Origin of the sequence: Sphingomonas chungangi (assembly GCF_013778325.1) — a bacterium.
GTDB lineage: Bacteria > Pseudomonadota > Alphaproteobacteria > Sphingomonadales > Sphingomonadaceae > Solisphingomonas > Solisphingomonas chungangi.
Window position 1 is genome coordinate 34,502 of record NZ_JACEIB010000027.1, and the last position, 21,855, is coordinate 56,356.

Annotated in this window: 15 protein-coding genes; 8 read left to right on the forward strand and 7 right to left on the reverse strand. The window is 67.4% G+C overall.

Annotated elements, in window-relative coordinates:
• Positions 1–18: 18 nt before the first annotated feature.
• Positions 19–4,680 carry a beta strand repeat-containing protein gene (locus HZF05_RS22210; RefSeq protein WP_160363881.1) on the reverse strand — a complete coding sequence of 1,554 codons (4,662 nt, stop codon included), beginning with the start codon at positions 4,678–4,680 and terminating at the stop codon, positions 19–21.
• 169 nt (positions 4,681–4,849) lie between these two features.
• Here HZF05_RS22210 and HZF05_RS22215 point away from each other — a divergent pair, with 169 nt between their 5' ends.
• Positions 4,850–7,912, forward strand: coding sequence for a matrixin family metalloprotease (locus HZF05_RS22215; RefSeq protein WP_160363882.1), 3,063 nt, complete (start codon positions 4,850–4,852; stop codon positions 7,910–7,912).
• Between the two features lie 117 nt (positions 7,913–8,029).
• The gene (locus HZF05_RS17995; RefSeq protein ID WP_160363883.1) at positions 8,030–8,470 is read left to right on the forward strand and encodes a hypothetical protein; all 441 of its coding nucleotides are present in this window, start codon (positions 8,030–8,032) and stop codon (positions 8,468–8,470) included.
• A gap of 27 nt (positions 8,471–8,497) precedes the next feature.
• Here HZF05_RS17995 and galE read toward each other — a convergent pair whose 3' ends face one another.
• Both galE and HZF05_RS18005 read right to left on the reverse strand, forming a co-directional pair.
• Positions 8,498–9,508: a UDP-glucose 4-epimerase GalE gene (galE, locus tag HZF05_RS18000; protein WP_160363884.1), complete on the reverse strand. Its 1,011-nt coding sequence runs from the start codon at positions 9,506–9,508 to the stop codon at positions 8,498–8,500.
• Positions 9,509–9,511: 3 nt separating this feature from the next.
• The gene (locus HZF05_RS18005; protein ID WP_343046918.1) at positions 9,512–11,437 is read right to left on the reverse strand and encodes a S9 family peptidase; all 1,926 of its coding nucleotides are present in this window, start codon (positions 11,435–11,437) and stop codon (positions 9,512–9,514) included.
• A gap of 133 nt (positions 11,438–11,570) precedes the next feature.
• On the opposite strand from HZF05_RS18005, the gene acs reads away from it, so the two are divergent.
• On the forward strand, positions 11,571–13,451 hold the full coding sequence (acs, locus tag HZF05_RS18010; protein WP_160363885.1) for an acetate--CoA ligase: 1,881 nt from the start codon (positions 11,571–11,573) through the stop codon (positions 13,449–13,451).
• Positions 13,452–13,511: 60 nt separating this feature from the next.
• Positions 13,512–14,150, forward strand: coding sequence for a hypothetical protein (locus tag HZF05_RS18015; protein ID WP_160363886.1), 639 nt, complete (start codon positions 13,512–13,514; stop codon positions 14,148–14,150).
• On the opposite strand, the gene HZF05_RS18020 is transcribed toward HZF05_RS18015, so the two are convergent.
• From HZF05_RS18020 to gor, 4 genes are all read right to left on the reverse strand, one after another.
• The gene (locus HZF05_RS18020) at positions 14,123–14,464 is read right to left on the reverse strand and encodes a polyhydroxyalkanoic acid system family protein (RefSeq protein ID WP_246332087.1); all 342 of its coding nucleotides are present in this window, start codon (positions 14,462–14,464) and stop codon (positions 14,123–14,125) included. The two genes, HZF05_RS18015 and HZF05_RS18020, sit on opposite strands and share 28 nt — an antisense overlap.
• 60 nt (positions 14,465–14,524) lie before the next feature.
• Complete coding sequence (locus HZF05_RS18025) at positions 14,525–15,349, reverse strand: flagellin N-terminal helical domain-containing protein (protein WP_160363887.1); 825 nt, start codon at positions 15,347–15,349, stop codon at positions 14,525–14,527.
• 101 nt (positions 15,350–15,450) lie between these two features.
• Entirely contained in the window at positions 15,451–17,190 is a 1,740-nt protein-coding gene (locus HZF05_RS18030) for an aspartyl protease family protein (protein ID WP_160363888.1), read from the reverse strand.
• A gap of 63 nt (positions 17,191–17,253) precedes the next feature.
• Positions 17,254–18,600 carry a glutathione-disulfide reductase gene (gor, locus tag HZF05_RS18035; protein WP_160363889.1) on the reverse strand — a complete coding sequence of 449 codons (1,347 nt, stop codon included), beginning with the start codon at positions 18,598–18,600 and terminating at the stop codon, positions 17,254–17,256.
• 134 nt (positions 18,601–18,734) lie between these two features.
• Between gor and lepB the strand changes: the two genes are divergently transcribed.
• Genes lepB through HZF05_RS18055 form a run of 4 tightly spaced genes read left to right on the forward strand, consistent with a single transcriptional unit; the run spans position 18,735 to position 21,833 of the window.
• Positions 18,735–19,583: a signal peptidase I gene (gene lepB, locus HZF05_RS18040; RefSeq protein ID WP_343046919.1), complete on the forward strand. Its 849-nt coding sequence runs from the start codon at positions 18,735–18,737 to the stop codon at positions 19,581–19,583.
• Positions 19,580–20,248, forward strand: a complete 669-nt coding sequence (gene rnc / locus HZF05_RS18045) for a ribonuclease III (RefSeq protein WP_160363890.1) — start codon at positions 19,580–19,582, stop codon at positions 20,246–20,248. The genes lepB and rnc overlap by 4 nt, the downstream gene beginning before the upstream one ends.
• A complete protein-coding gene (gene era, locus HZF05_RS18050; protein WP_160363891.1) occupies positions 20,245–21,141 on the forward strand; it encodes a GTPase Era in 897 nt (298 codons plus the stop codon). The genes rnc and era overlap by 4 nt, the downstream gene beginning before the upstream one ends.
• Positions 21,141–21,833 (forward strand): HAD family hydrolase, encoded by a 693-nt coding sequence (locus HZF05_RS18055; protein ID WP_160363892.1) that lies wholly within the window; start codon positions 21,141–21,143, stop codon positions 21,831–21,833. The genes era and HZF05_RS18055 overlap by 1 nt, the downstream gene beginning before the upstream one ends.
• Positions 21,834–21,855: the final 22 nt, after the last annotated feature.

Consider the following 21,855-nt stretch of genomic DNA (forward strand, 5'->3'; position numbering starts at 1 on the left):
GCGTCGCACGCCGCTCCGTCAGGCGGCGTGCATCACAGGCATATGCGCGGGCGGTGCCAGCGTGGTGAACGCGGGCAACGCCGAGCGCACGGCTATGGGTGACGGCGACAGGGAACCGCCGTCATCGAACGCCGACATTGCGGACACGAGTTGCGTGGCGGCCTTTTGAGTCGACGGGGCCGTGCCGGCACCAGTGGAAGGCGATGGATAGGCACCCGGCCCGCTTCCGACCATATACCCGAAATAAAATCCCGAATCCGCCGACGATGCCGTGACATTGAAATATATTTCATACTCAACACTGCTCAAAATACTTCCATTTAAAACTACATCATTGTTGAAGTATTGCACCATATCATTGACACTTGAAAACGTCCTTCTGAGTATTTCATAGGGGCCGGCATCCACCTCGACGGATACACCGGTGACACCAGACCCTACATTCGTTCCTCCATAAAAAGCCAAACTGAAATGTCCGTTCGCGGGGCTGGAGACGAGGAACGTCGTTTCGCCCGATACCGTCTGGCTTCCGGCGGCGGCCGAGCTGTGGCCGCCGCCCAATTCGCCCATGGCGAGGACATTCTCACCGGCGAACGCCGCGTTGATGTTACTGTTCGACGAAAGAACCGGAGACGAGCTTGTGCTGGCCGGCGTATAGATGAGCGTGGCGACACCTTGAGACTGGCTGTCGAATCCCGGCGTTACCCCTCCGTAACCGAAAGTCGCGACATCCCTTCCAGCGCCGATTCCAGACGAAGATACTCCAACACCATCAGCATAATTGAGTAGTCCTGCGCCGGCGGAAATCGTTCCTGACGTCCCCGTGCCGGTCGAACTTGCCGTCGCGCGACCGCCGACGGTAACACCTGCATAGGAACTCTCCGACAGCACGCCACCGGCCGTTGCTATCCCGTTGGCGCTGGAATTTCCGGCAGTCGGGCCAATCCCACCATAAGCGATGGTGTCGGCCGTCACGTCGTGGGAGCCCGTGATGGTCTGCGCCGCGTCGGCATTGCCGGCCGCGCCGTTGTGGCCGCTGCTCCCATAGCCGTTGCCGCCGCCATAGGCTTTCACGGTCGAGGTGATGGTAGCGGCCGGCGTGGCGCTCCCGCTGTCGTCGAACGTGAGGTGCGACGTCGCGTTGCCTCCAGCGCCGACCCTGCCGGTGTCCGACTGTCCGCCGGCACCGCCCGCGGCGGTCTGCTGGAGGTGGATGGCGTAGCCATCGGTCACGCCGGACACCGCATTGACCAGCGAGACGGAGCCGCCGGCGCCGCCCGTCGCGCCGTTCGCGCCATAGCCCCCGGTGCCGCCGTCCGCGGTCAGCGTCGCCGTGGCGGCGGACTGGGAGTCACCGTTGGAATCGTTGGCATAGGCCGTGCCGGTGGCGCTCCCGCCAGCCCCGGCAACTTTGCCCGAACCGTTTGCGGTCCCGCCTTCTCCGCCGTCGCTGTTGACGGTGGCCCGCGCATTCGAGCCGGTGGCGCTGCCGCTGCCCGTCGCCGTGCCACCGGCGCCGCCATTGCCCGAGCTGCTGGTGCTGGCATTCCCGCCCGTCGCCATCACCTCCGCCGAAGCGGCGGAGGCGTTGCCGCTGCCCGTCGGGGCGGCATTCGGGTTGGTCGCCGTCCCGCTCGCATGCGCGGCGCCGCCGGCGCCGGACGTGCCGGTGTCGGAGAAACCGCCGATGCCGCCATCCGCCTCGACCGAAACCGCATAGGCGCCGCTCACCGTCGCGGAACCGATTCCGCCGGCGGCACCGGCACTGCCGGACGAACCGCTGCCGCCGCGCCCGCCTTCGGCCTTGGTGGACAGCGAGGCGATCGGGGTGCCGCTCACCGTGAGGGTGATCGTCGCATTGCCGCCGGTGCCGGCGGTGCCGCCGTCGCTGTCCCCGCCGGTGCCGCCCTGCGCCACCGCGCCGTTGCCGACATTGCTGAGCGTGACCGATCCGCCGGCACCGCCCGCCGCGCCCGAAAGGCCGTCGCCACCGTCGCCGCCTGCGGCCGTGAGCGATGCGGTCGACTGATTGGTCCGATCCAGGATCGAGACGGTGCCGCCCGCGCCGCCCGTCTTGCCGACCCCGCTGCCCGATCCGCCCGCGCCGCCGATGGCGATGATCGTGCCGCTCGGACCGTCCACCGTGGCGACACCGCCCGCGCCGCCCGATCCGCCCGCGCTGGCGCCGCCGGCACCGCCCTTCGCCGTCAGCTGCGCGTTGGTGTCGATGGCATCTGCCTGCGCCGTCGCGCTGCCGCCCGCGCCGCCATTGGCGCCCGCCGCCGCACTGCCGCCCGCCCCGCCGGTCGCCGACACCGTCGCGCTGTCGGGGGTGGCGGGCACGCTGATCGTCGCCTGCGCGCTGCCGCCCATGGCTCCCGCGCTTCCGGCCGAGCCCGCGCCCCCGGCCCCGCCGATCGCGATCGACGCGAAACTGCCGGTGAGAGAGGCCGAGCTCGAATAGCTCACCACCGAAGACGCCACGCCGCCCGTTCCGGCAGTTCCGCCCGCGCTCGCCCCGCCGGCGCCGCCCTGGGCCGTCTGGCTCAGGATGACGCCCTGTGTACCCGTCGTATAGGAATTGACGAAGCCGCCGCTGATCGACGAATACGCCCCAGCGCCGCCGCTGGCGCCGCTCAGCCCCGCCCCGCCATTGCCGCCTTGCTGGACCAGCGTCACCTTGGCCGGGTACGACACGGGAAGCGGCGCGTTGGAAGCCGCGCTGGTGGAAGCGACACCACCCGCCCCGCCCTTGTGTCCCGCGCCCGACCCAGTGCCGCCGGTCCCACCGATCGCGGAGACGGACAGGATTCCCGATACGTTGTTGATCGTGACGGCGGCGCTGGCCGCGCCCCCCGCGCCGCCGTTGGCGGTCGCCGAATTGCCGCCCGCGCCGCCCTGCGCCGCCACGGTAGCGTTGATCCCGCTGCTGAGATCCGGATCGCTGTTGTAAACGCCGGTCACGATGTCCGTCGCTGTGGCCGCGCCGCCCGCCGCGCCGCTCGACCCCGACGAACCGGCCCCGCCCGCACCGCCATAGGCGCCGACCTTGGTGGTGATGATGTGGCTCGCCGTCGCATTCTTCGTATCGTCGAAATTGAGATAGGAGGTGCCGCTGCCACCCACCCTCGTGGTGCCGCCCGCGCTCGCCCCGCCCGCGCCGCCGGTGCCCAGCTCGATCAGCGTCAGTTGACCATTGTTCGTCGATCCCGTGACCCGGTTGTTGACCGAGACGTCCGCTCCTGCGCCCCCGCTCGCGCCCGACAGGCCCGCGCCGCCGGCGCCGCCGCGCTGCTCCACGCTCACCTGCACGTTGCCGTTCGACGAGCCGGCGAAGCTGGCGCCCGCCACGGTCGCCCCGCCCGTACCGCCGCTGTAACCGGCGCCCGAGGCCGATCCGCCTGCGCCGCCTATGGAGAGAACGCCAGCACTCCCGCTCGCGGCCGAACTACTGCCCGAGCCGTTGTCCGAGCTGGTCGCGGATCCGCCCACGCCGCCGCTACCGTTGGTCGCGTCGCCACCCCTGCCGCCGGTCGCGGTGCCGAAGCTGGTCGAAGCGCCCGTCGCCTTGCTGTTGGCATTGGCCGAGCCGGTGCCACCCGCCCCGCCGGTGCCGTTGGTGGCCGAGCCGCCATTGCCGCCGGTGCCGCTCAGCCCGTTGGACAGAGCCCGGCTGGCGTTGACGTAGCTCGACGCGGCGCCAGCACCCCCCGCGGCACCGGCATGGCCGACGCTGGCCCCGCCGTTGCCGCCGGTCGCGCGGGTCGACATCGTGATCGTCGTCGGCCCGGTATCGCTCAGCACGAAGCCGGCCGAGGCGGCTCCGCCATTGCCGCCGGTCGCGGCGCTGCTGTCGCCGCCATTGCCGCCGGTCGCGAACTGGGTGAGCGAGAGCGGTCCGGCCGTATCCGAGCCTAGGGCATGGTTGCCCATGCTGCTCGATCCGCCGGCGCCGCCGTTCGCGCCGTTCAGGCCGGCGCCGCCGTTGCCGCCGGTCTGGATGGCCTTGGCCGTCGCGGACGTAACGCCGGTGGCATTGGCGGAGATCGATGCCGTGCCGCCGGCGCCGCCGGTATGCCCCGCGCCCATGCCGGTGCCGCCGTCTCCACCCTTGCCGCTGGCCGAGGCGGTGGCATCCCATTTTCCGTTCGCGGCGGACTGGGCAACGCCCTGCGCTCCGGCTCCGCCATCGGCCGTGCCCAGCGCGTTGCCACCATTGCCGCCATTGGCGGTGGATGTGGCTGTGACCGAAGAGGTAGCGCCGGTATCGGTGTTGGTGGCGGTCGCATAAGCGATCGCGCCCCCGCCGACTCCCGGCGTGCCGCCACTCCCGCTCGGCGATCCAGCGCCGCTCGCTCCGCCGTTGCCGCCCGCGCCGCCGTAGGAATCCGATTCGGCCGTGTTCGGGCCGTTGCTCGCGACGCTGGTGATGGTCTTGCCGCTGACGCCGCCGCCAGCACCGCCGTTGCCACCGTTGCCGCCCGCACCGGAGGAGGATGCCGCGCCGCTGCCGCCCGCACCGCCGCTGCCACCGTGGAGATAGGTGGTGTTGGCCTTGTCGGCCGTCGCGTTGGTGATCAGGGAGGAATAGCTCTTGGTGCCGTCGCCCCCACTGGCCCCGGGGGTCGATCCATTGGCGCCGGCCGTGCCGTTCGGAGCGGTTATGTTGACAGTCGCCATGGCGAATCTCCCCTTACCCCCATCCGTTCCTATCATGGGGCGAAGACAAGTTCTCACGAAGAAAAGCGGCAATTTTTACATAAACGACTGACGCTCTTCGTTAGCGCTTTTTCGGGTGGCCGAGATCGGCTAAGCCACAATCACCTTCCAGCAGGACGAGGGGGTCGTCATGCCAACGGTGTCAGACTACACGGCGCTGCTTTCCGGCCAGTATTGGGGCGGTATCGAGACGACCGGTAAGGGCCAGATCGTCACCTATTCCTTCCCGACCGCCGCCCCGTCCTACGATTCGTCAGTGGCCGGCTTCACCGCCGCCACCGTGTCGAGCTTCCAGGCGTTCAACAGCGACGAGCAGGATCAGGCGCGCAAGGCGCTCGCGGAATGGTCCGCTGCCTCCGGCATCGTCTTCGTCGAGGTGGCGCCGGGCCAGGGCGATATCAACTTCCAATTGGTGAACCTCAGCACCAGTTCCTATGGCAGCCCCGGAGGCATCGGCTTCTACCCGTTCGGCGACTGGGACTATCTGACCCAGCCCACGCCCACGACGCCGTCGGCGAATTTCCGGAGCGACCTCGACTCGTCCGGCGACGTGTTCATGAACAGCCAATATGCCTCGGACGGCACGGTCAACTACGGTACGCTGCTTCATGAGATCGGCCATGCAATCGGCCTCAAGCACCCGACCGAAACGGTCTATTCGCCGTTCGCCACGCACGATCAGGTGCTGTCCTCGGACGACCCGACCCGCACCATCATGGCGACGGTGGGGGACACGTCGTCCAACAGCACGCCGCACATCCTCCAGCTCGACATGGATGCAGCGGCGCACATCTACGGCGCGGCAGGATCGGGCGGGGTCTATACGGACAGCGGGTCCGGCACGCTGGCGGGCACCGCCATCGCCTGGAGCTGGAACGCCAGCACGAACGTGATGACGGAAACCGGCACCAGCGCCGACGAGACCATCACCGGAACCTCGCTGGGCGACGTCATCACCGGCAATGGCGGCAACGACCGGCTGTTCGGCCTCAACGGCAACGACACGCTCACCGGCGGATCGGGCAACGACTATATCGACGGCGGTCCGGGCGCCGACATCATGACCGGCGGCGCCGGCAACGACACCTATTATGTCGACAATAGCGGCGATCAGGTGATCGAGCAGCCGAACGGCGGCTACGATTTCGTCTATGCGCGCGGCATCAACTACACGCTGCCGGCCAATGTCGATTCCGGGCAGGTCTACGGCTCGGGGCTGACGCTCACCGGCAATGCCGACGGCAACACGCTCTACGGCGACGGCAGCGGCAACACGCAGGTTTATGGGCTCGGCGGCAACGACTATATCGTCACCGGCTCGGGCAACGACGTGCTCGACGGCGGCACCGGCGCGGACGGCATGTTCGGCGGCCAGGGCAACGACACCTATTATGTCGACAATACCGGCGATTACATGGGCGAGGACCCGAACGCGGGCACCGACACCGTCCATGCGACGATCAGCTTCACCCTGCCCGCCAATTTCGAGAACCTGATCCTCGACGGCACAGACAATATCAACGCCACCGGCAACAGCCTCGCCAACGTGCTGACCGGAAATGCCGGCAACAACGTGCTGGACGGCGGCGGCGGCAAGGATACCGCGTCTTTCGTCAACGCGACCGGACCGGTGAACGCCAGCCTGGCCACCGGCGTGGCGACCGGCTTCGGCACGGACACGCTTCAAAACATCACCAACCTGACCGGCTCGTCTTATGGCGACACGCTCACCGGCAACAGCGCTGCCAACGTGCTCGATGGCGGCGCGGGCAACGACGTGCTGGACGGCGGCAGCGGCGCCGACATCATGTACGGCGGCCTCGGCGACGACACCTTCTACGTCGACAACAGTAGCGACATCGCAGTCGAAAATCCCAACGAGGGCACCGACACGGTGATCGCCTCGGTCAGCTATTCGCTCGCCAGCAGCTACACCGACAACCTGACGCTGACCGGCACGGCCAACATCAACGCCACCGGCAACAGCCTCGCCAACGTGCTGACCGGCAATGCCGGCGACAATGTGCTGAACGGTGCAGGCGGCAAGGACACCGCCTCCTTCGCCAACGCGACCGGACCGGTGAACGCCAATCTGACGACGGGCGTGGCGACCGGCTTCGGCAACGACACGCTGCAGGCAATCACCAACCTCACCGGCTCATCCTATGGCGACACTCTTACCGGCAACGGCGCGGTCAACGTGCTCGATGGCGGCGCGGGCAACGACGTGCTGGATGGCGGCGGGGGCGCCGACATCATGTACGGCGGCCTCGGCGACGACACCTTCTATGTCGACAACAGCAGCGACATCGCCGTCGAATATGCCAATCAGGGCACCGACACGGTGATCGCCTCGGTCAGCTATTCGCTCGCCAGCAGCTATGTCGAGAATCTGACGCTGAGCGGCACGGCCAACATCAACGCCACCGGCAACGGCTACAACAACATCCTCACCGGCAACGCAGGCAACAACGTGTTGAACGGCGGCACCGGCAAGGACACCGCCTCCTTCGCCAACGCGACGGGACCGGTGAACGCCAATCTCTCGACCGGGATCGCCACCGGCTTCGGCACGGACACGCTGCAGAACATCGCCTGCATCACTGGATCGGCCTATGGCGACACGCTGATCGGCAACAGCGCCGCCAACGTCCTGACCGGCGGCGCGGGCGACGATATCCTCGATGGTGGGGCCGGCAGCGACTCGCTGGTCGGCGGCACCGGCAACGACACTTATTATGTCGACAGCCCCAACGATTTCGTGGTCGAGCAGCCCGGCGAGGGCACCGACTCGGTGTTCGCCTCCGTTTCCTATTCGCTGGCGAGCAGCTACACCGAAAACCTGACGCTGACCGGCACGGCCAACATCAACGCCACCGGCAACGGCTATAACAACGTGATCACCGGAAACAGTGGCAACAACGTGCTGGACGGCGGGACCGGGGTCGACACCTTCGTCTTCGGCCCCGGCTTCGGCCACGACACGCTCAAGAACTTCACCGCAGGCAACACCAGCCCGGAGCACGATATCATCGCGATCGATCACACGATTCTGAGCAACTTCGCGGCGGTGATGGCGGATGCCCAGCAGATCGGGGCCGACACGGTCATCACGATCGATCCGTCCAACAGCATCACGCTCCAGAACGTGCAGAAGACGCAACTCGTCGCCAGCAACTTCCACTTCACCTGAGCGCGTCGTCGACAGGGGCGGCTTGCATACGGCCCCGCGTCATGAGATGCCGGACGGCAGGCGGGATCGATGCTTCGATCCCGCTCCGCGCGGCAACACGGACGAGCCATCCGGATCATGACGCAACCCGGCGACCCTCCCCCCGGATCGAGCCGCTCGATCTACGAGCGGCTGGGCCTGACACCCTCACCCAATGCGGCACCGCTGCGCCGGCCGGTCCCGATCGTCCCCGCGCCGCCGGCCGGCCGGAAGATCCTGCGCTATCTGATCGGGATACCGCTGCTCGTCGCGGGGCTGGCCCTGCTGTGGATGAACCTGCCCCTTGGCGGCGGAGGTCCAGCCTTCGCGCCAAGCTCAAGCAGCGAGGACGAGCGCCGCATGGATTCGCAGGACGCCCAGATCAAGCAGCTCGAGCTGCGCATCGAAATGCTCGAGATGAAGGTCCACGCGCTGCAGCAGATCAACGGCTATCCGGAAGAGCATGGTCTCGCGTCCCGCCCACGCCCTGCTCCGCGAACCGAGACATCGACCGACATCGAGCGGCCGGCCGACAATTGAGCGATCCGACGCCGGGGCCGGCAGGCCTCAGCGTTCGCCCCGCCGCACCTCCAGCCCGCGTTCCCAGGCGAGCGCGTGCGCCACGATCGTATCGAGTTGCCCGTAGCGCGGCTGCCAGCCGAACGTCTCCAGGATCGCCTCGTTGCCGGCGATCAGCGCGTCGGGATCGCCGGCGCGACGCCCTTCCATACGACGCTCGATCGAAAGCCCGCTGATCTTCTCGACCGCATCCAGCACCTCCAGCACCGAGAAGCCGCGCCCATAGCCGCAATTGAGCGTCAAGCTGCGCTCCGGCTCGGCGATCAGCGCATCGAGCGCCAGTACATGCGCGGCCGCCAGATCGGTGACGTGAATATAATCCCGCACGCCGGTGCCGTCGGGCGTCGGGAAGTCGGTGCCGAACACCGCGACATGGCTGCGCTTGCCCAGCGCCGCCTCGACCGCGACCTTGATCAGGTGCGTCGCCCCTTCGGTCGCCTGCCCTGCGCGACCATCCGGATCGGCGCCGGCGACGTTGAAATAGCGCAGCGCGCAATAATTGATCGGATGCGCGGCCGCCGTGTCCTTCAGCATGATCTCGGTCATCAGCTTGGACATGCCGTAGGGATTGATCGGCACGGTCGGCGTGTCTTCCCGCACCGGGCTGACATCGGGCACGCCGTAGGTCGCCGCGGTGGAGGAGAAGATGAAATGCTTTACCCCGCCGGCCACCGCCGCCTCGATCAGCGTGCGGCTGTTGGCGGTGTTGTTGCCGTAATATTTGAGCGGGTCGGAGACGGATTCTGGCACCACCACCGATCCGGCGAAGTGCATGATCGCGCCGATCCCGAAGCTTTCGATCGTGCGGGCGAGCAGTTGCGCATCGCCGACGTCGCCCTCGACGAAGCTCGCCCGCGCGTCCAGCGCCCAGCGGAAACCTGTGCAGAGATTGTCGAGCACCACCGCCTGCCACCCGGCATCCTCCAGCGCGAGCACGGCGTGGCTGCCGATATAGCCGGCGCCGCCGGTCACCAGCACAGGAAAGGGTTTGGTCGTCATCCGCTATCTCCCCCTCAAGTAGCGATCGAACCACTCCACCACGCGCTGCCGCTCGTCGGCGACATGGGCCGGATCGTGGAAACCGTGGCCTTCATCCGGGTAGATGACAAGGCTCGTCGGCACGCCGTGGGTCTTCAGCCCGTTCCAATATTCCAGCGATTGGCTCGGCGGCACCTCGATATCGCGCTCGCCGACGGTGATCAGCGTCGGTGTCTTCGCGCGATCGATGAACTGGATCGCCGAGATATCCCAATAGGGCTTGCTGTCTTCGTAGAGGCTCTTGCCGAAATAGGGGATCATCCAGGTGTTGATTCCGTTCGTGCCGTAATAGCTGATCCAGTCCGATATGCCGGCGCCTGCATGGATCGCCTTGAAGCGATCGGTCTGGGTGTTGGCCCACATCGCCATGAAGCCGCCATAGCTGTGACCCTTGAGGCCAAGCCGGGCGTCGTCGATCGGCGCGACCCGCTCGGCCGCATCGATACCGGCGAGGATGTCCTTCAGGTCGCCGCCACCGAAATCGCGCTTGTTGGCGGCCACGAAGGCTTCGCCCTGCCCGTAACTGCCGCGCGGATTGGGGTAGAACAGCCAGTAGCCCGCCGCGATCAGCGCGGCATCGTCGCCCTTCCAGAGAAATTCCGGCGTCACCGCAGCGGCTGGCCCGCCATGGACGACGGTGATCATCGGCGCCCTGCCGGTCGTGGCGACAGCGCCGCGCGGCGCGAGCAGCCAGCCCTGCACGTCATGGCCGCCGCTCTTCCAGGTGATGCTCCGCGCGGACACGATCGGGCGGTAGGCGCCGTTGTCGGTCGTGATCTGCACCGGGGTCGCCACCGGGCCGGCGAATATCTCCGGCGCGTGCTCATAATCCTGCGCGACCATCGCCATCGTCCCGGCCTTGGCGAAGGCGGCCCCACCGCCCTCGGCATCGACCTTGGCGCGCGCGGTCCAAAGCGGCTCTCCGGCTCCGCCCGCCGGATCGACCGGGACGACCGCCGCCTGATCGCCGAGCAGCGCCGTGGTCCGGATGCCGCCCCCGCCCTTGTCCCACTGGAGCGAGGTGAAGGTCCCGCGATAGCCGGGTGTGACGTCTTTCGCGACGCCGCCGGCGAACGGCACCGTCCAGATGTCCCCGCCGACCGAGCCGAAATCGCTCATCAGCCCGCCGATGAAGGCGACCGTCTGCCCGTCGGGCGAGATGCGCGGAAAGTTGGCCTGCGCCGCCGGCGCGGTAATGGTGCGGACCGCACCCGTCGCGGCATCGATCGCGTCGATGGTCGCGACCCACCAGTTGACGTCGCCATTGCCCTTCGCGGTCGTGGCGACGAAGCCCTTGCCGTCGGGCGTCCAGTCAAATTCGTAGACGAAGCGATCGGGCGGCGAGATGGTGCGCAACGTGCCGCCGGACGCCGGCACGACGGCGATCCTTTTCTCGTCGTTCGCCTCGCCGATCTCGCCGACCTGCCGCGTGCCGGCCTGCACTGCGCCCGTTTCCTTCTGCGCGCCGATCGTCACCAGCAGCGCGATGCTGCGCCCGTCGGGGGACCAGCGCGTGTCCGCGGCGAGGCCATTGACCGTAGCGAGCCGCCGCGCATCCCGCCCGCTCAGCAGCATGAGCGTAGCGGTGCCCGCACGCCGATCGCGCGCAACGAAGACGAGCTGGCCGTCCGGCCCGTAGGCCAGCGCCGAATAGTCGCAGACCTTACAGGGGTCGATCCGCGCGAGAACATGGCCGTCACTGGCCCCGCGCACCACGATCGCGCCGTGCGAAGCGACGAGCGCGTCCGGCTCCTGCGCGCTCTCGACGCTGGCGACGCGATCGCCGGCCGGCGCGATGACGAGCCCGGTGAATTGATGGAGCGGCTGGGCGGCAAGCGGCGCGGCCGAGGCGAGGAGGAAAGCTAGCGCCGGAGCGATACTGGTGCGCACGGATCACCCTTGTTGGTCACAAGCCCCCACGTAACAGCGATAGCATGTCGATGCGCCCGCGCAACGGCCGTGATGACCCTTGCAACCACCCCTTCTCCGCATCACAAGGCGCCGCACAGTCCGGGAGGAAGCCATGGCCGAGAGTCGTACCGTGCAGCATCAGCGTTCGCTCGACGATCCGGACGGCTTCTGGCTGGAGCAGGCCAAGGCGCTCGACTGGATCACGCCGCCGACCAAAGCGGGCGACTGGTCCTTCGACGAGGCCGAATTCCATGTCCGCTGGTTCGAGGACGGCGTGCTCAACGTCTCGGCCAACTGTCTAGACCGGCACCTCCCCGAACATGCCAACCGCACGGCGATCATCTGGGAGCCGGACGACGCCAGGGTCGAGCCGCAGCATTTCACCTACGCCGAGGTGCATGCGGAGGTCTGCCACTTCGCCAACGTGCTGAAGGCGCAGGGCGTGAAGAAGGGCGACCGCGTCACCGTCTATATGCCGATGATCCCGGAGGCCGCCTTCGCGCTGCTCGCCTGCGCGCGGATCGGCGCGATCCATTCGGTGGTGTTCGGCGGCTTTTCGGCGGATTCGCTGGCCGGGCGTATGGAGGATTGCGGCAGCGCCGTCGTCATCACCGCCGACGAAGGCCGGCGCGGCGGCAAGACCGTCCCGCTCAAGACCACGGTGGACGAAGCCGCGAAGATCTTCGGCGGCGTGAAGACGGTTCTGGTGGTCAAGTGCACTGGCAAGGACGTGCCCATGACCAGAGGCCGAGACGTCTGGTATCACGAGGCAGCATCGAAGGTGCCCGCCGATTGCCCGCCCGAGCCGATGAAGGCCGAGGACCCGCTGTTCATCCTCTACACCAGCGGATCGACCGGCAAGCCCAAGGGGGTGGTCCACACCACCGGCGGCTACCTGTTGTGGGCCACGCTGACGTTCAGGACGACGTTCGACTACAAGGCGCCGGAGGTCTTCTGGTGCACCGCCGACGTGGGCTGGGTGACCGGCCATTCCTATCTCGTCTACGGCCCGCTTGCCAATGCGGCGACCACGCTGGTCTTCGAGGGCGTGCCCAATTGGCCGACCGCCGCGCGCATCTGGGAGGTGGTGAACCGCCATCAGGTCGCGACGCTCTACACCGCGCCAACCGCGTTGCGCTCGCTGATGAAGGAAGGCGACGACATCGTGAAGGCGACGTCGCGCAAATCCTTGCGCCTGCTCGGTACGGTCGGCGAGCCGATCAACCCGGAGGCGTGGCGCTGGTATCATGACGTCGTCGGCGACGGCCGCTGCCCGATCGTCGACACCTGGTGGCAGACCGAAACCGGCGGCCACATGATCACCCCCTTCCCAGACACCCCGACCAAGCCGGGATCGGCGACGCTCCCCTTCTACGGCGTCGAGCCCAAGCTGCTCGACGGCGAGGGCAAGGAATTGCACGGAGAGGCCGAGGGCAACCTGATCATTGCGCGCGCATGGCCCGGTATGATGCGTGGCGTGTGGGGCGACGAGAAGCGCTTCTTCGAGACCTATTTCCGCACCTTCCCCGGCGTCTATACGACCGGCGACGGGGCGCGGCGCGATGCCGACGGCTATTGGTGGATCACCGGCCGGGTCGACGACGTGATCAACGTCTCCGGCCATCGCATGGGCACGGCCGAGGTGGAAAGCGCGCTCGTGCTGCACGACGATGTAGCGGAAGCGGCGGTGGTCGGCTTCCCGCATGACGTTAAGGGCCAGGGTATCTACGCTTATGTGACGCTCAACTCCGGCGTCGAGGCGAGTGAGGATCTGCTGAAGGCGCTCAAGGCCCATGTCCGCCACGAGATCGGGCCGATCGCGACGCCCGACGCCATCCAGTTCGCCCCCGGACTGCCCAAGACCCGCTCGGGCAAGATCATGCGCCGCATCCTGCGCAAGATCGCGGAGGGGGAAATCGGCGCGCTGGGCGACACCTCGACGCTCGCCGATCCTTCGGTGGTCGACGATCTGGTCAGGAACCGCGTCGGCTGATGTTCACCCCTTCGTCAGGGGTTGCTGTATAAGGCGAGTCGTTCGTCACGGAGGCTTGCCTTGTACCGCCCGCTCATTCTGGCCGCGCTGGTGATGCCGGTCGCCGCTTATGCCCAGCCTGCACCGTCGGCGCCCGCGCCGCGCCAGATGCCGACCTATCAGGATGACGATGCACAATGGCGCGGCGGCACGTCTGAAAGTTACGGCACGGCGGATCTCCATCACCACGTCGACCAGACGCCGGCGCCACCTCCGGTTCCGCAGGGCTATGGCTATGATCCCTATGGCGGGCCGGCGTCTGCACAGCCGCAGGCCTCGGGACCGGGATCGGGACCAGCGACGGGATCAAACCCGCAGCCGGCGCCGGCCAACGGATGGAAAACTCCCAAGCCATACGCCCGCCAGGATCAGGTCGATCAGGGCAGCCCCAACGACGCCGCGCACCGCGCCGATCGCGCCCGCACCGCGTCACTCAATCGCCGCCCGTGGCAAGGCTATAACGGCGCGTCGATGACTGGCTCGTCCGGCAGCTATGCCGCCGAACACGCGCAATATCAGGCTGCACTCGCGGCACACGCGCAGGATATGCAGCGCTATCAGGCCGATCAGTCCGACTATCAGCAGCACCTGGCCGATTGGCGCCAGCAGAGCGACGCCTGCGCGCGCGACGCCTATGCGTGCGGTGGCGGGCCGGACTGATCGGCAGGTTTTTCGAGCATCTTCTGCGCGCTGGTCTGCACGAAGCCGGAGATCGCGCCCGCCATCATCGACAGCATCATCGGCACCTGGACGGAGGCGCGCACCACAGCTTCCTCCACCATCATGTCGACAACAACTTTCTGGCCCATCGCGGTGACGGTCATCGCCAGCCGGTCATCGCCGGTCCAGTGCGCCTGCACCGTGCCGCCGCCGGGGATATGCCGCTCCAGCTTGGGGATGCCGGCGCCGATGCGCCGCTTGGCCTCGGCCTTGCCGAGCGTGTGGGGAATGTCGAATTGCATCGTGGACGCCATGCCACCTCCAACGCCTGAGGACGGTGCCGGCTCCTACCGGCATCGCCCCGCGCTGGGAAGTTAGCTCAGCAGCTTCATCACGCCCTGCTGCGACTGGTTCGCCTGGGCGAGCATCGCGGTGGCGGCCTGGTTGAGGATCTGCGCCTTGGCGAGGTTGGTGGTTTCGGCGGAGAAATCGGCGTCGGAGATGCGCGACTTGGCATCGGTGAGGTTGGTGACGTTGTTGGTCAGGTTGTTGACCACCGAGTTCAGCTGGCTTTCCGACGCTCCAAGACCGGCGCGGACGGTATCGACCTGCTTCAGCGCATCGTCGATGCCGCCGGTCGTCGCGAGAGTCGTATTGGCGTCGGCCTGCGTATCGACCTTGAGGCTGAGCGCCGCCGACACCTTGTCCAGCTTGCCGATCACGATGTCGACCGTCTGGCCCTTGTCGGAGCCGGTCTGGATCGTGGTCGTCGTGTCGGCGGTCATGCTGAACATCGGTGCGCCGTTATAGTCGGTCTTGACCAGCACGCTGCCGATCTGGTTCTGTAGCTGGCTCACCTCGACCTGCATGTCGGCGCGGTCATCGTCGCTGTAGGTGCCCGAGGCGGACTGGACGGCCAGCTCGCGGATGCGCTGGAGCATGTTGGTGACTTCGCTCAGCGAGCCTTCGGCCGCTTGGGCGAGGCTGATGCCGTCGTTGGAATTGCGGATCGCCTGGTTCATGCCGCCGATTTGCGACTGCATCGAGTTGGAGATGGCGAGGCCGGCGGCATCGTCCGACGCGGAATTGATGCGCTTGCCGGACGACAGGCGGGACATGGCGGTCTGCAGGGCGCTGTTGGCCAGACGCGAGCCGTTTTGCGCACGCAGAGCGGCGCTGTTCGAATTGATGACGGTCATAGTGCTTCCCCCGGACGGTCAGGCGGATATCGCCGCCGTCCTGTGTTGGTTAACGACCGGGAAGCCACGGACTTGCCGCTAGACGATGGTCGAACGCATCGTCACGGCACGATCCCGAGCGCATTCGCGCGATCCGCCAGCCGGGGCGCCGCCGCCGCCGCCGCTTCGAAATCGGCCTTGGCTCCCGCCGCATCGCCCCGGCGCTGTCGGATGATCCCGCGCCCGTAGAGCGACCAGGCCATCCTCGGCTCCTTCGCCAGCACGGCGTCATAATCCTGCAACGCCTTGTCGAGATTGCCCATGCGCAATTCGACCAGCCCGCGACTGTCGACGAACGCCAGATCGCCGGGCCGCTGCCGGACCGCCGAATTGCAATCGGACAGCGCGGCCTCCAAGTCCGTCCCGGCCAGAGCGCGCGCCCAGCAGCGGCCGTTGAGCGCGCCCGGCCTCCGCGCATCGTCCGGATGCGCCTTGATCCACAGATCATATTGCTCGACGGCGCGCGCCGACTGATCGACCTCCGAGAACAGGCCACCGAGCTGGAATCGCTCGTCGGCGGCCGGCGCGGCCGCCTGCGCCGCCGCGCCGAGATCGGCCAATGCACCCGCCTTCCTGCCCTCGCGCAGCCGCAATTCGGCGCGGTCGATCAGGGTATCGACGTCATCGGGCTTGAGCCTGATCGCGGCATCGAGATCGGCCGCGGCCTGCGCGCCCTGGCCGGTCGCGGCATAGGCGCCGGCGCGCTGGACGAGGTAGCGCGGCTCGGCCGGCGCCTTGGCGATGGCCTGGGTGAATGCGGCGATCGCGGCTTTGGCGTCATGCTGCGCCATGGCGACGGCGCCCTGTCGCGCATAGCCGTCCGCATCGGTCGGCTCCGCATCTCTCGCGGGAAGCTGCACAGCCGCGCCGCTGCTGTCCTGATAGTGCGCGGTGACATTGAACACCGGCCCGCCCTCGTAGGTCAGGAACATGCGATGCTGCGCGTTCGAGACATAGATGCGGTGGGCGATGAAGAAGTCCGATCCGATCAGCATGTCGGTATCGATATCCATCTGCCCGATCTGGATGCGGACGTTCCTGATCTCTTCCTGATCGAGCTTGAAGCTGGCGAAGGGCGCCGTCCAGACGCGCATGACCCCACGCCCGAACCCCCTCATCACGCCGGCCGGCTGAACCCCGGGGCTGTCCGTCCTGATACCGGCGCGCGCAGCGGCGGCGAGCGAGACGACGGTGGTCGACGCACCGGTATCGAAAGTCGCGCGCAGCTTCACGCCGTTGAGCTCGATCGTGCCGATCGTGTGCGGGTTGCGGGCATCGCGCGATGCGATGTCGATCTCCGAATAGGGCCTGCCTGTTGCCCAGTAGGCGAGATCCATGCGGCCGCATCCCTGCGGCTTCATCAGCCGGATCATGCCGTGGGGCAGATCATATTCGACATCCGCGAAGCCCAGGATGTTCTGCCCGAGCATACCCGATCCCGGCGTCTCGCTGCCGCCGACCAGGAACTGCACATTGGGCAGATCGACGCCGGCCAGGGTGAAGGTCTTCACCGTCGCGACGCTGATCGACGCAGTGCCGTTGATGCCCTTGACGTACATGCCCGGCGGCCCGGGCTCCAGCCGCAGGCCCAACGTCGCGGCGCTGCCCGGCGTGATGCCGCTGTAGAAAGCGCCGCTGTCCGCCATCAGGCGCACCGGCGAGCCGTTGATCTTGACGTCCACCATTGGCCGCAAGGCTTGCATGGTGACGGGCAATTCGGCGATCCGGCTGACCGTGCAATCGGCCAGCGCCGGCGACGCGATCGTAAACAGCACACCGGCAAGCATCCAACGCACGCCCACGGCACATCCCCGATTCGTCCCCCGCTGCCAGCCTAGCGGGTCTCGGGGCGGAGGAAAGCCGTGCTATTTCAGCAGGACGAGCTCTTCCGCCATGGTCGGGTGGAGCGCGACGACATCGTCGAACTGCTGCTTGGTGAGGCCCGCCTTCACCGCCACCGCCGCCGCCTGCAGGATCTCGGGCGCGTCCGGGCCGATCATGTGGAGGCCCAGCACCTTATCGGTCGAGGCATCGCAGACCATCTTGTAGAGAGCGCGCTCGTCGCGGTTGGCGAGCACGTTCTTCATCGGGCGGAAATCCGACGAATAGACCTTCACCGTGCCGTAGCGGTTCTTCGCCTCGGCCTCGGTGAGGCCCACGGCGGCTATCGGCGGATGGCTGAACACCGCGCTCGGCACGCAATGATAGTCGATCCGGCGCGGATTGTTGCCGAACTGGGTGTCGGCGAAGGCGTGGCCCTCGCGGATCGCCACGGGCGTGAGCTGGATGCGGTTGGTGACGTCGCCCACCGCGAAGATCGAGGGCACGGTCGAGCGGCTGTCCTCATCCACCTTGATCGCGCCCATCTCGTCGATCGCGACGCCCAGCGCCTCGAGGCCCAGCCCCTCGCTGTTGGGACGCCGGCCGGTGGCGAACATCAGGCAGTCGGTCTCGATCGGGTCCTGCCCCTTGGCGTGGACGAGCAAAGTGCCGTCTTCGCGCTTCTCGACCTTCTCGAAGATGGCATTGAAACGAAAATCGATGCCCTTCTTTACCGAAATCTGGAGCAGGCGATCGCGCACGCTGGCATCGTAATGGCGCAGGATGTCCCCGCCGCGGTTGACCAGGGTCACCTTGGCGCCGAACTCGTTGAAGATGCCGGCGAATTCGTTGGCGATGTAGCCGCCGCCGGCGATCACGATGCGCTTCGGCACATTGTCGAGATGGAAGGCCTCGTTGGAGGTAATGCCATGCTCGTGGCCGGGGCAGGACGGCACGGCGGGCCGCGCGCCTGTGGCGATCAGGATAATCCGCGCGGTCTTGCGGGTCCCGTCGGCCAGTTCGATCTCATTCGGCCCAGTCACCACGGCGCGCTGGTGGAAGGTCTCCACGCCATGGCTGTCGAGCGTGTTCTGATAGAGCCCTTCCAGCCGGTCGACATCGGCCAGCACATTGTCGCGCAGCGTCTTCCAGTCGAAATCGCAATCCGGCACCTGCCAGCCGAAGCGCTTGGCGTCCTTCAGGTCCTCGGCGAAATGCGCGCCGTAGATGAGCAGCTTCTTGGGCACGCAGCCCCGGATGACGCAGGTGCCGCCGACGCGATATTCCTCGGCCATCGCCACCTTCGCGCCGTGCGCGGCGGAAATGCGTGCCGCGCGCACTCCGCCTGAGCCGCCGCCGATCACGAACAGGTCATAGTCATGATCGGGCATGGAGGTTCCTTCGCGTGAGTGTCGCGGCGCGATGTAGCGAGCGGATCGCGTTCCGCCAACGCACTGTGCCGATTAGACTGATCGGAGGGCCGACTCAGCTTGACCTCCGCCGGCCCCTCTCGCAAAGCCCGAACGTGGCCACCACGCTTTCGACTCCAGCAAAATCCGACCGCCGTCGTTCCTCCGAAGGCTGGGGCGGCGTCATTCGCTTCGTGCTGTCGGTCGCCCTGATGGGGCTGGCGCTCCGTAGCTTCGTCGTGATGCCGCGCAGCATCCCGTCCGAATCGATGATGCCGCGCCTGCTGGTCGGCGACTATCTGATGGTCGCGAAGTGGCCCTACGGATTCTCGCGCTTCAGCCTGCCTTGGGCGCCTCCCGCGCCGCACGGCCGCCTGTTCGCGATGGCCCCGCAGCGCGGCGACGTCGTCGTGTTCCGCGCGCCGCCGGACGACAGGTCCGACTACATCAAGCGACTGATCGGCCTGCCGGGCGACCGCATCCAGATGAAGGGCGGCCAGCTCTGGCTGAACGGCAAGCCGGTGCCCAAGGTGCGCGAGAGCGATTTCCTGATCCCGATCGCGCCCAATACCGAGTGCAGCACGATCGCCAATGTCGAGACGCCCTACGGCCCCGGCGCCGACATCGAGGGCAGGCAGACCTGCCGCTTCGCGCGCTACCGCGAGACGCTGCCGGGCGGCGTGAGCTACGACGTACTCGACCAGGGCGACACGCCGCAGGACGACACGCCCGTCTTCACCGTGCCCGCTGGCCACTATTTCATGATGGGCGACAATCGCGACATGTCCGCCGACAGCCGCTTCCCGGCCGTCCCCGGCGCCGGCATCGGCTTCGTGCCGGCCGAGAATCTGGAGGGCCGCGCGCTCTTCACCATCTGGTCGACCGACGGCTCCTCGCACTGGACAAATCCCGCCAGCTGGTGGCACGCGCTGAGGCCCGACCGGATCGGGCACGGCTTCCGGTGAGCGACGCGCCGCCTCCGGAGATCACGCAAGTCCTCGACCACGAGCCTCGCGATCCCGCCCTCTTCCTGACCGCGCTCACCCATTCCAGCCATGCCGGCGAGAGCTATCAACGGCTGGAATTCCTCGGCGACCGCGTGCTCGGCCTCGTCATGGGTGAATGGCTGTTCAAGACCTTCCCGTCCGAGCCCGAGGGCAAGCTCTCGCGCCGTTTGAACGCGCTGGTATCCGGCGAGACCTGCGCGGAGATCGCGAAGGAACTCGATCTCGGCCGCCACATCCGCATGGGCAAGCAGGCGCGCGACGACGGCGCGCAATATTCCACCTACGTGCTGGGCGACGTGGTGGAGGCGTTGATCGGCGCGCTGTTCGTCGAGGCCGGGATCGATGGCGCCCGTGCCTTCATTCGCAAGGCCTGGGGTGATCGCGTCCACTCGCAGGGCAAGGCGCCTAAGCATCCCAAGGCGGAGCTACAGGAATTCGCCGCCGCGAAGCAGTGGCGCCCGCCCGTTTATGAAACCACCCACCGCGGCGGCCCGCACCATGCGCCCGTCTTCACTATCACCGTCTCGATCCCCGGCCGCGCCAGCGCCGAGGCCAAGGGCAGCTCCAAGCAGGAGGCCGAGACCGAGGCGGCGCGCAATCTACTCAAGGAATTGAAGTCATGACCCAGCGCTGCGGCCTCGTCGCCGTCGTCGGCGCGCCCAATGCGGGCAAGTCCACCCTCGTCAACGCACTCGTCGGGCAGAAGGTGGCGATCGTCAGCCCCAAGGCGCAGACCACCCGCGTCCGCCTGATGGGCATCGCGATCGAGGGCGACAGCCAGATCCTGCTGGTCGATACGCCCGGTATCTTCGATCCGCGCCGCAGGCTCGATCGCGCGATGGTCGCGGCAGCGTGGAGCGGTGCCGAGAATGCCGATGTGATCGCACTCGTCATCGACGCCAAGACTGGCGTCACCAAGCGCGTGCAGCCGCTGGTCGACACGCTCGCCAAGCGGCCCGAGCCCAAGATCGTCATCCTCAACAAGGTGGACGTGACGCCGAAGGAAAAGCTGCTCGCCACCGCGCAGGCGCTGCAGGAGCAGCTGTCGCCCGAGGATATCCTGTTCGTCTCTGCGACCACAGGTGACGGCATCCCGCAACTCAAGACGCTGCTGGCGAGCCGCGTGCCGGAAGGGCCGTGGCACTTCCCCGAAGATCAGGTCTCCGACGCCACCGACCGCATGCTCGCGGCCGAAGTGACCCGCGAACAGCTCTACCTCCAGCTCCACGCGGAGCTGCCCTACGCCTGCGCGGTCGAGACCGAGAAATATGAGGAGCGTAGCGACGGTTCGGTCGCGATCCACCAGCAGATTCTCGTCGCGCGGGACAGCCAGAAGGCGATCATCCTCGGGGCGCGTGGCGCGCGGCTGAAGGAGATCGGCAGCCGCGCGCGCGGCGAACTGGCGACGCTGCTAGGCGCCAAGAAGGTCCACCTCTTCCTCCACGTGAAGGTGAAGCCGGATTGGGAGGAGGACCGCGCCCTCTATCGCGAGATCGGGCTGGACTGGGTCGACTGATGGGAATCGCGCTGATCTGCCTCGATGCCGACGACACGCTCTGGCACAACGAGAAGCATTTCGGCGCGACCTTCGCCGCCTTCGAACATATCGTCGCCCCGTTCGACGAGGCAGGCATCGCGCGCGAAACGCTCGACGCGGTCCAGATCCGCAACCTGAAGCTCTACGGCTATGGCGCGAAGAGCTTCACCCTCTCGATGATCGAGGCGGCGCTGGAGGTCGGCGGCGATCGGATGCCGGGCGACGCCGTGGCCTGCATCCTCGCGGCGGGACGCGAATTGCTGGCGCATCCGGTCGAGTTGCTGCCGGGCATCGAGGAGACGCTGGACGCGCTGGCGGATCGCGCCCGGCTGGTACTCGTCACCAAGGGCGACCTGCTGCACCAGGAGACCAAGCTGGCCGCGTCCGGCCTGGGCGAGCGCTTCTCCGGCATCGAGATCGTCAGCGACAAGACTGCGGACACGTTCCGCCGGGTCTTCCAACGCCATGACGTCACGGCCGACCGCGCACTGATGGCGGGCGATTCCTTGCGATCGGACATCCTGCCCGCACTCTCGGCCGGCGCCTTCGCGGCACACGTCCCGCACGCCCTTCCATGGGCGCACGAAATGGCCGACGAACCGACCGACCATCCGCGCTTCCGCAAGTTGGAGCGACTGGCCGAAGTGGTGGAGTGGATCGACAGCCTCTGATCGCTTCGGTTAGGCTGCGGCC

Excerpts from the sequence above, each read along its gene's own strand:
- HZF05_RS22210 (WP_160363881.1), bottom strand. The coding sequence starts at position 4,680 with ATGGCGACTGTCAACATAACCGCTCCGAACGGCACGGCCGGCGCCAAT.
- HZF05_RS22215 (WP_160363882.1), top strand. The coding sequence starts at position 4,850 with ATGCCAACGGTGTCAGACTACACGGCGCTGCTTTCCGGCCAGTATTGG.
- HZF05_RS17995 (WP_160363883.1), top strand. The coding sequence starts at position 8,030 with ATGACGCAACCCGGCGACCCTCCCCCCGGATCGAGCCGCTCGATCTAC.
- galE (WP_160363884.1), bottom strand. The coding sequence starts at position 9,508 with ATGACGACCAAACCCTTTCCTGTGCTGGTGACCGGCGGCGCCGGCTAT.
- acs (WP_160363885.1), top strand. The coding sequence starts at position 11,571 with ATGGCCGAGAGTCGTACCGTGCAGCATCAGCGTTCGCTCGACGATCCG.
- HZF05_RS18020 (WP_246332087.1), bottom strand. The coding sequence starts at position 14,464 with ATGGCGTCCACGATGCAATTCGACATTCCCCACACGCTCGGCAAGGCC.
- HZF05_RS18025 (WP_160363887.1), bottom strand. The coding sequence starts at position 15,349 with ATGACCGTCATCAATTCGAACAGCGCCGCTCTGCGTGCGCAAAACGGC.
- gor (WP_160363889.1), bottom strand. The coding sequence starts at position 18,600 with ATGCCCGATCATGACTATGACCTGTTCGTGATCGGCGGCGGCTCAGGC.
- era (WP_160363891.1), top strand. The coding sequence starts at position 20,245 with ATGACCCAGCGCTGCGGCCTCGTCGCCGTCGTCGGCGCGCCCAATGCG.
- HZF05_RS18055 (WP_160363892.1), top strand. The coding sequence starts at position 21,141 with ATGGGAATCGCGCTGATCTGCCTCGATGCCGACGACACGCTCTGGCAC.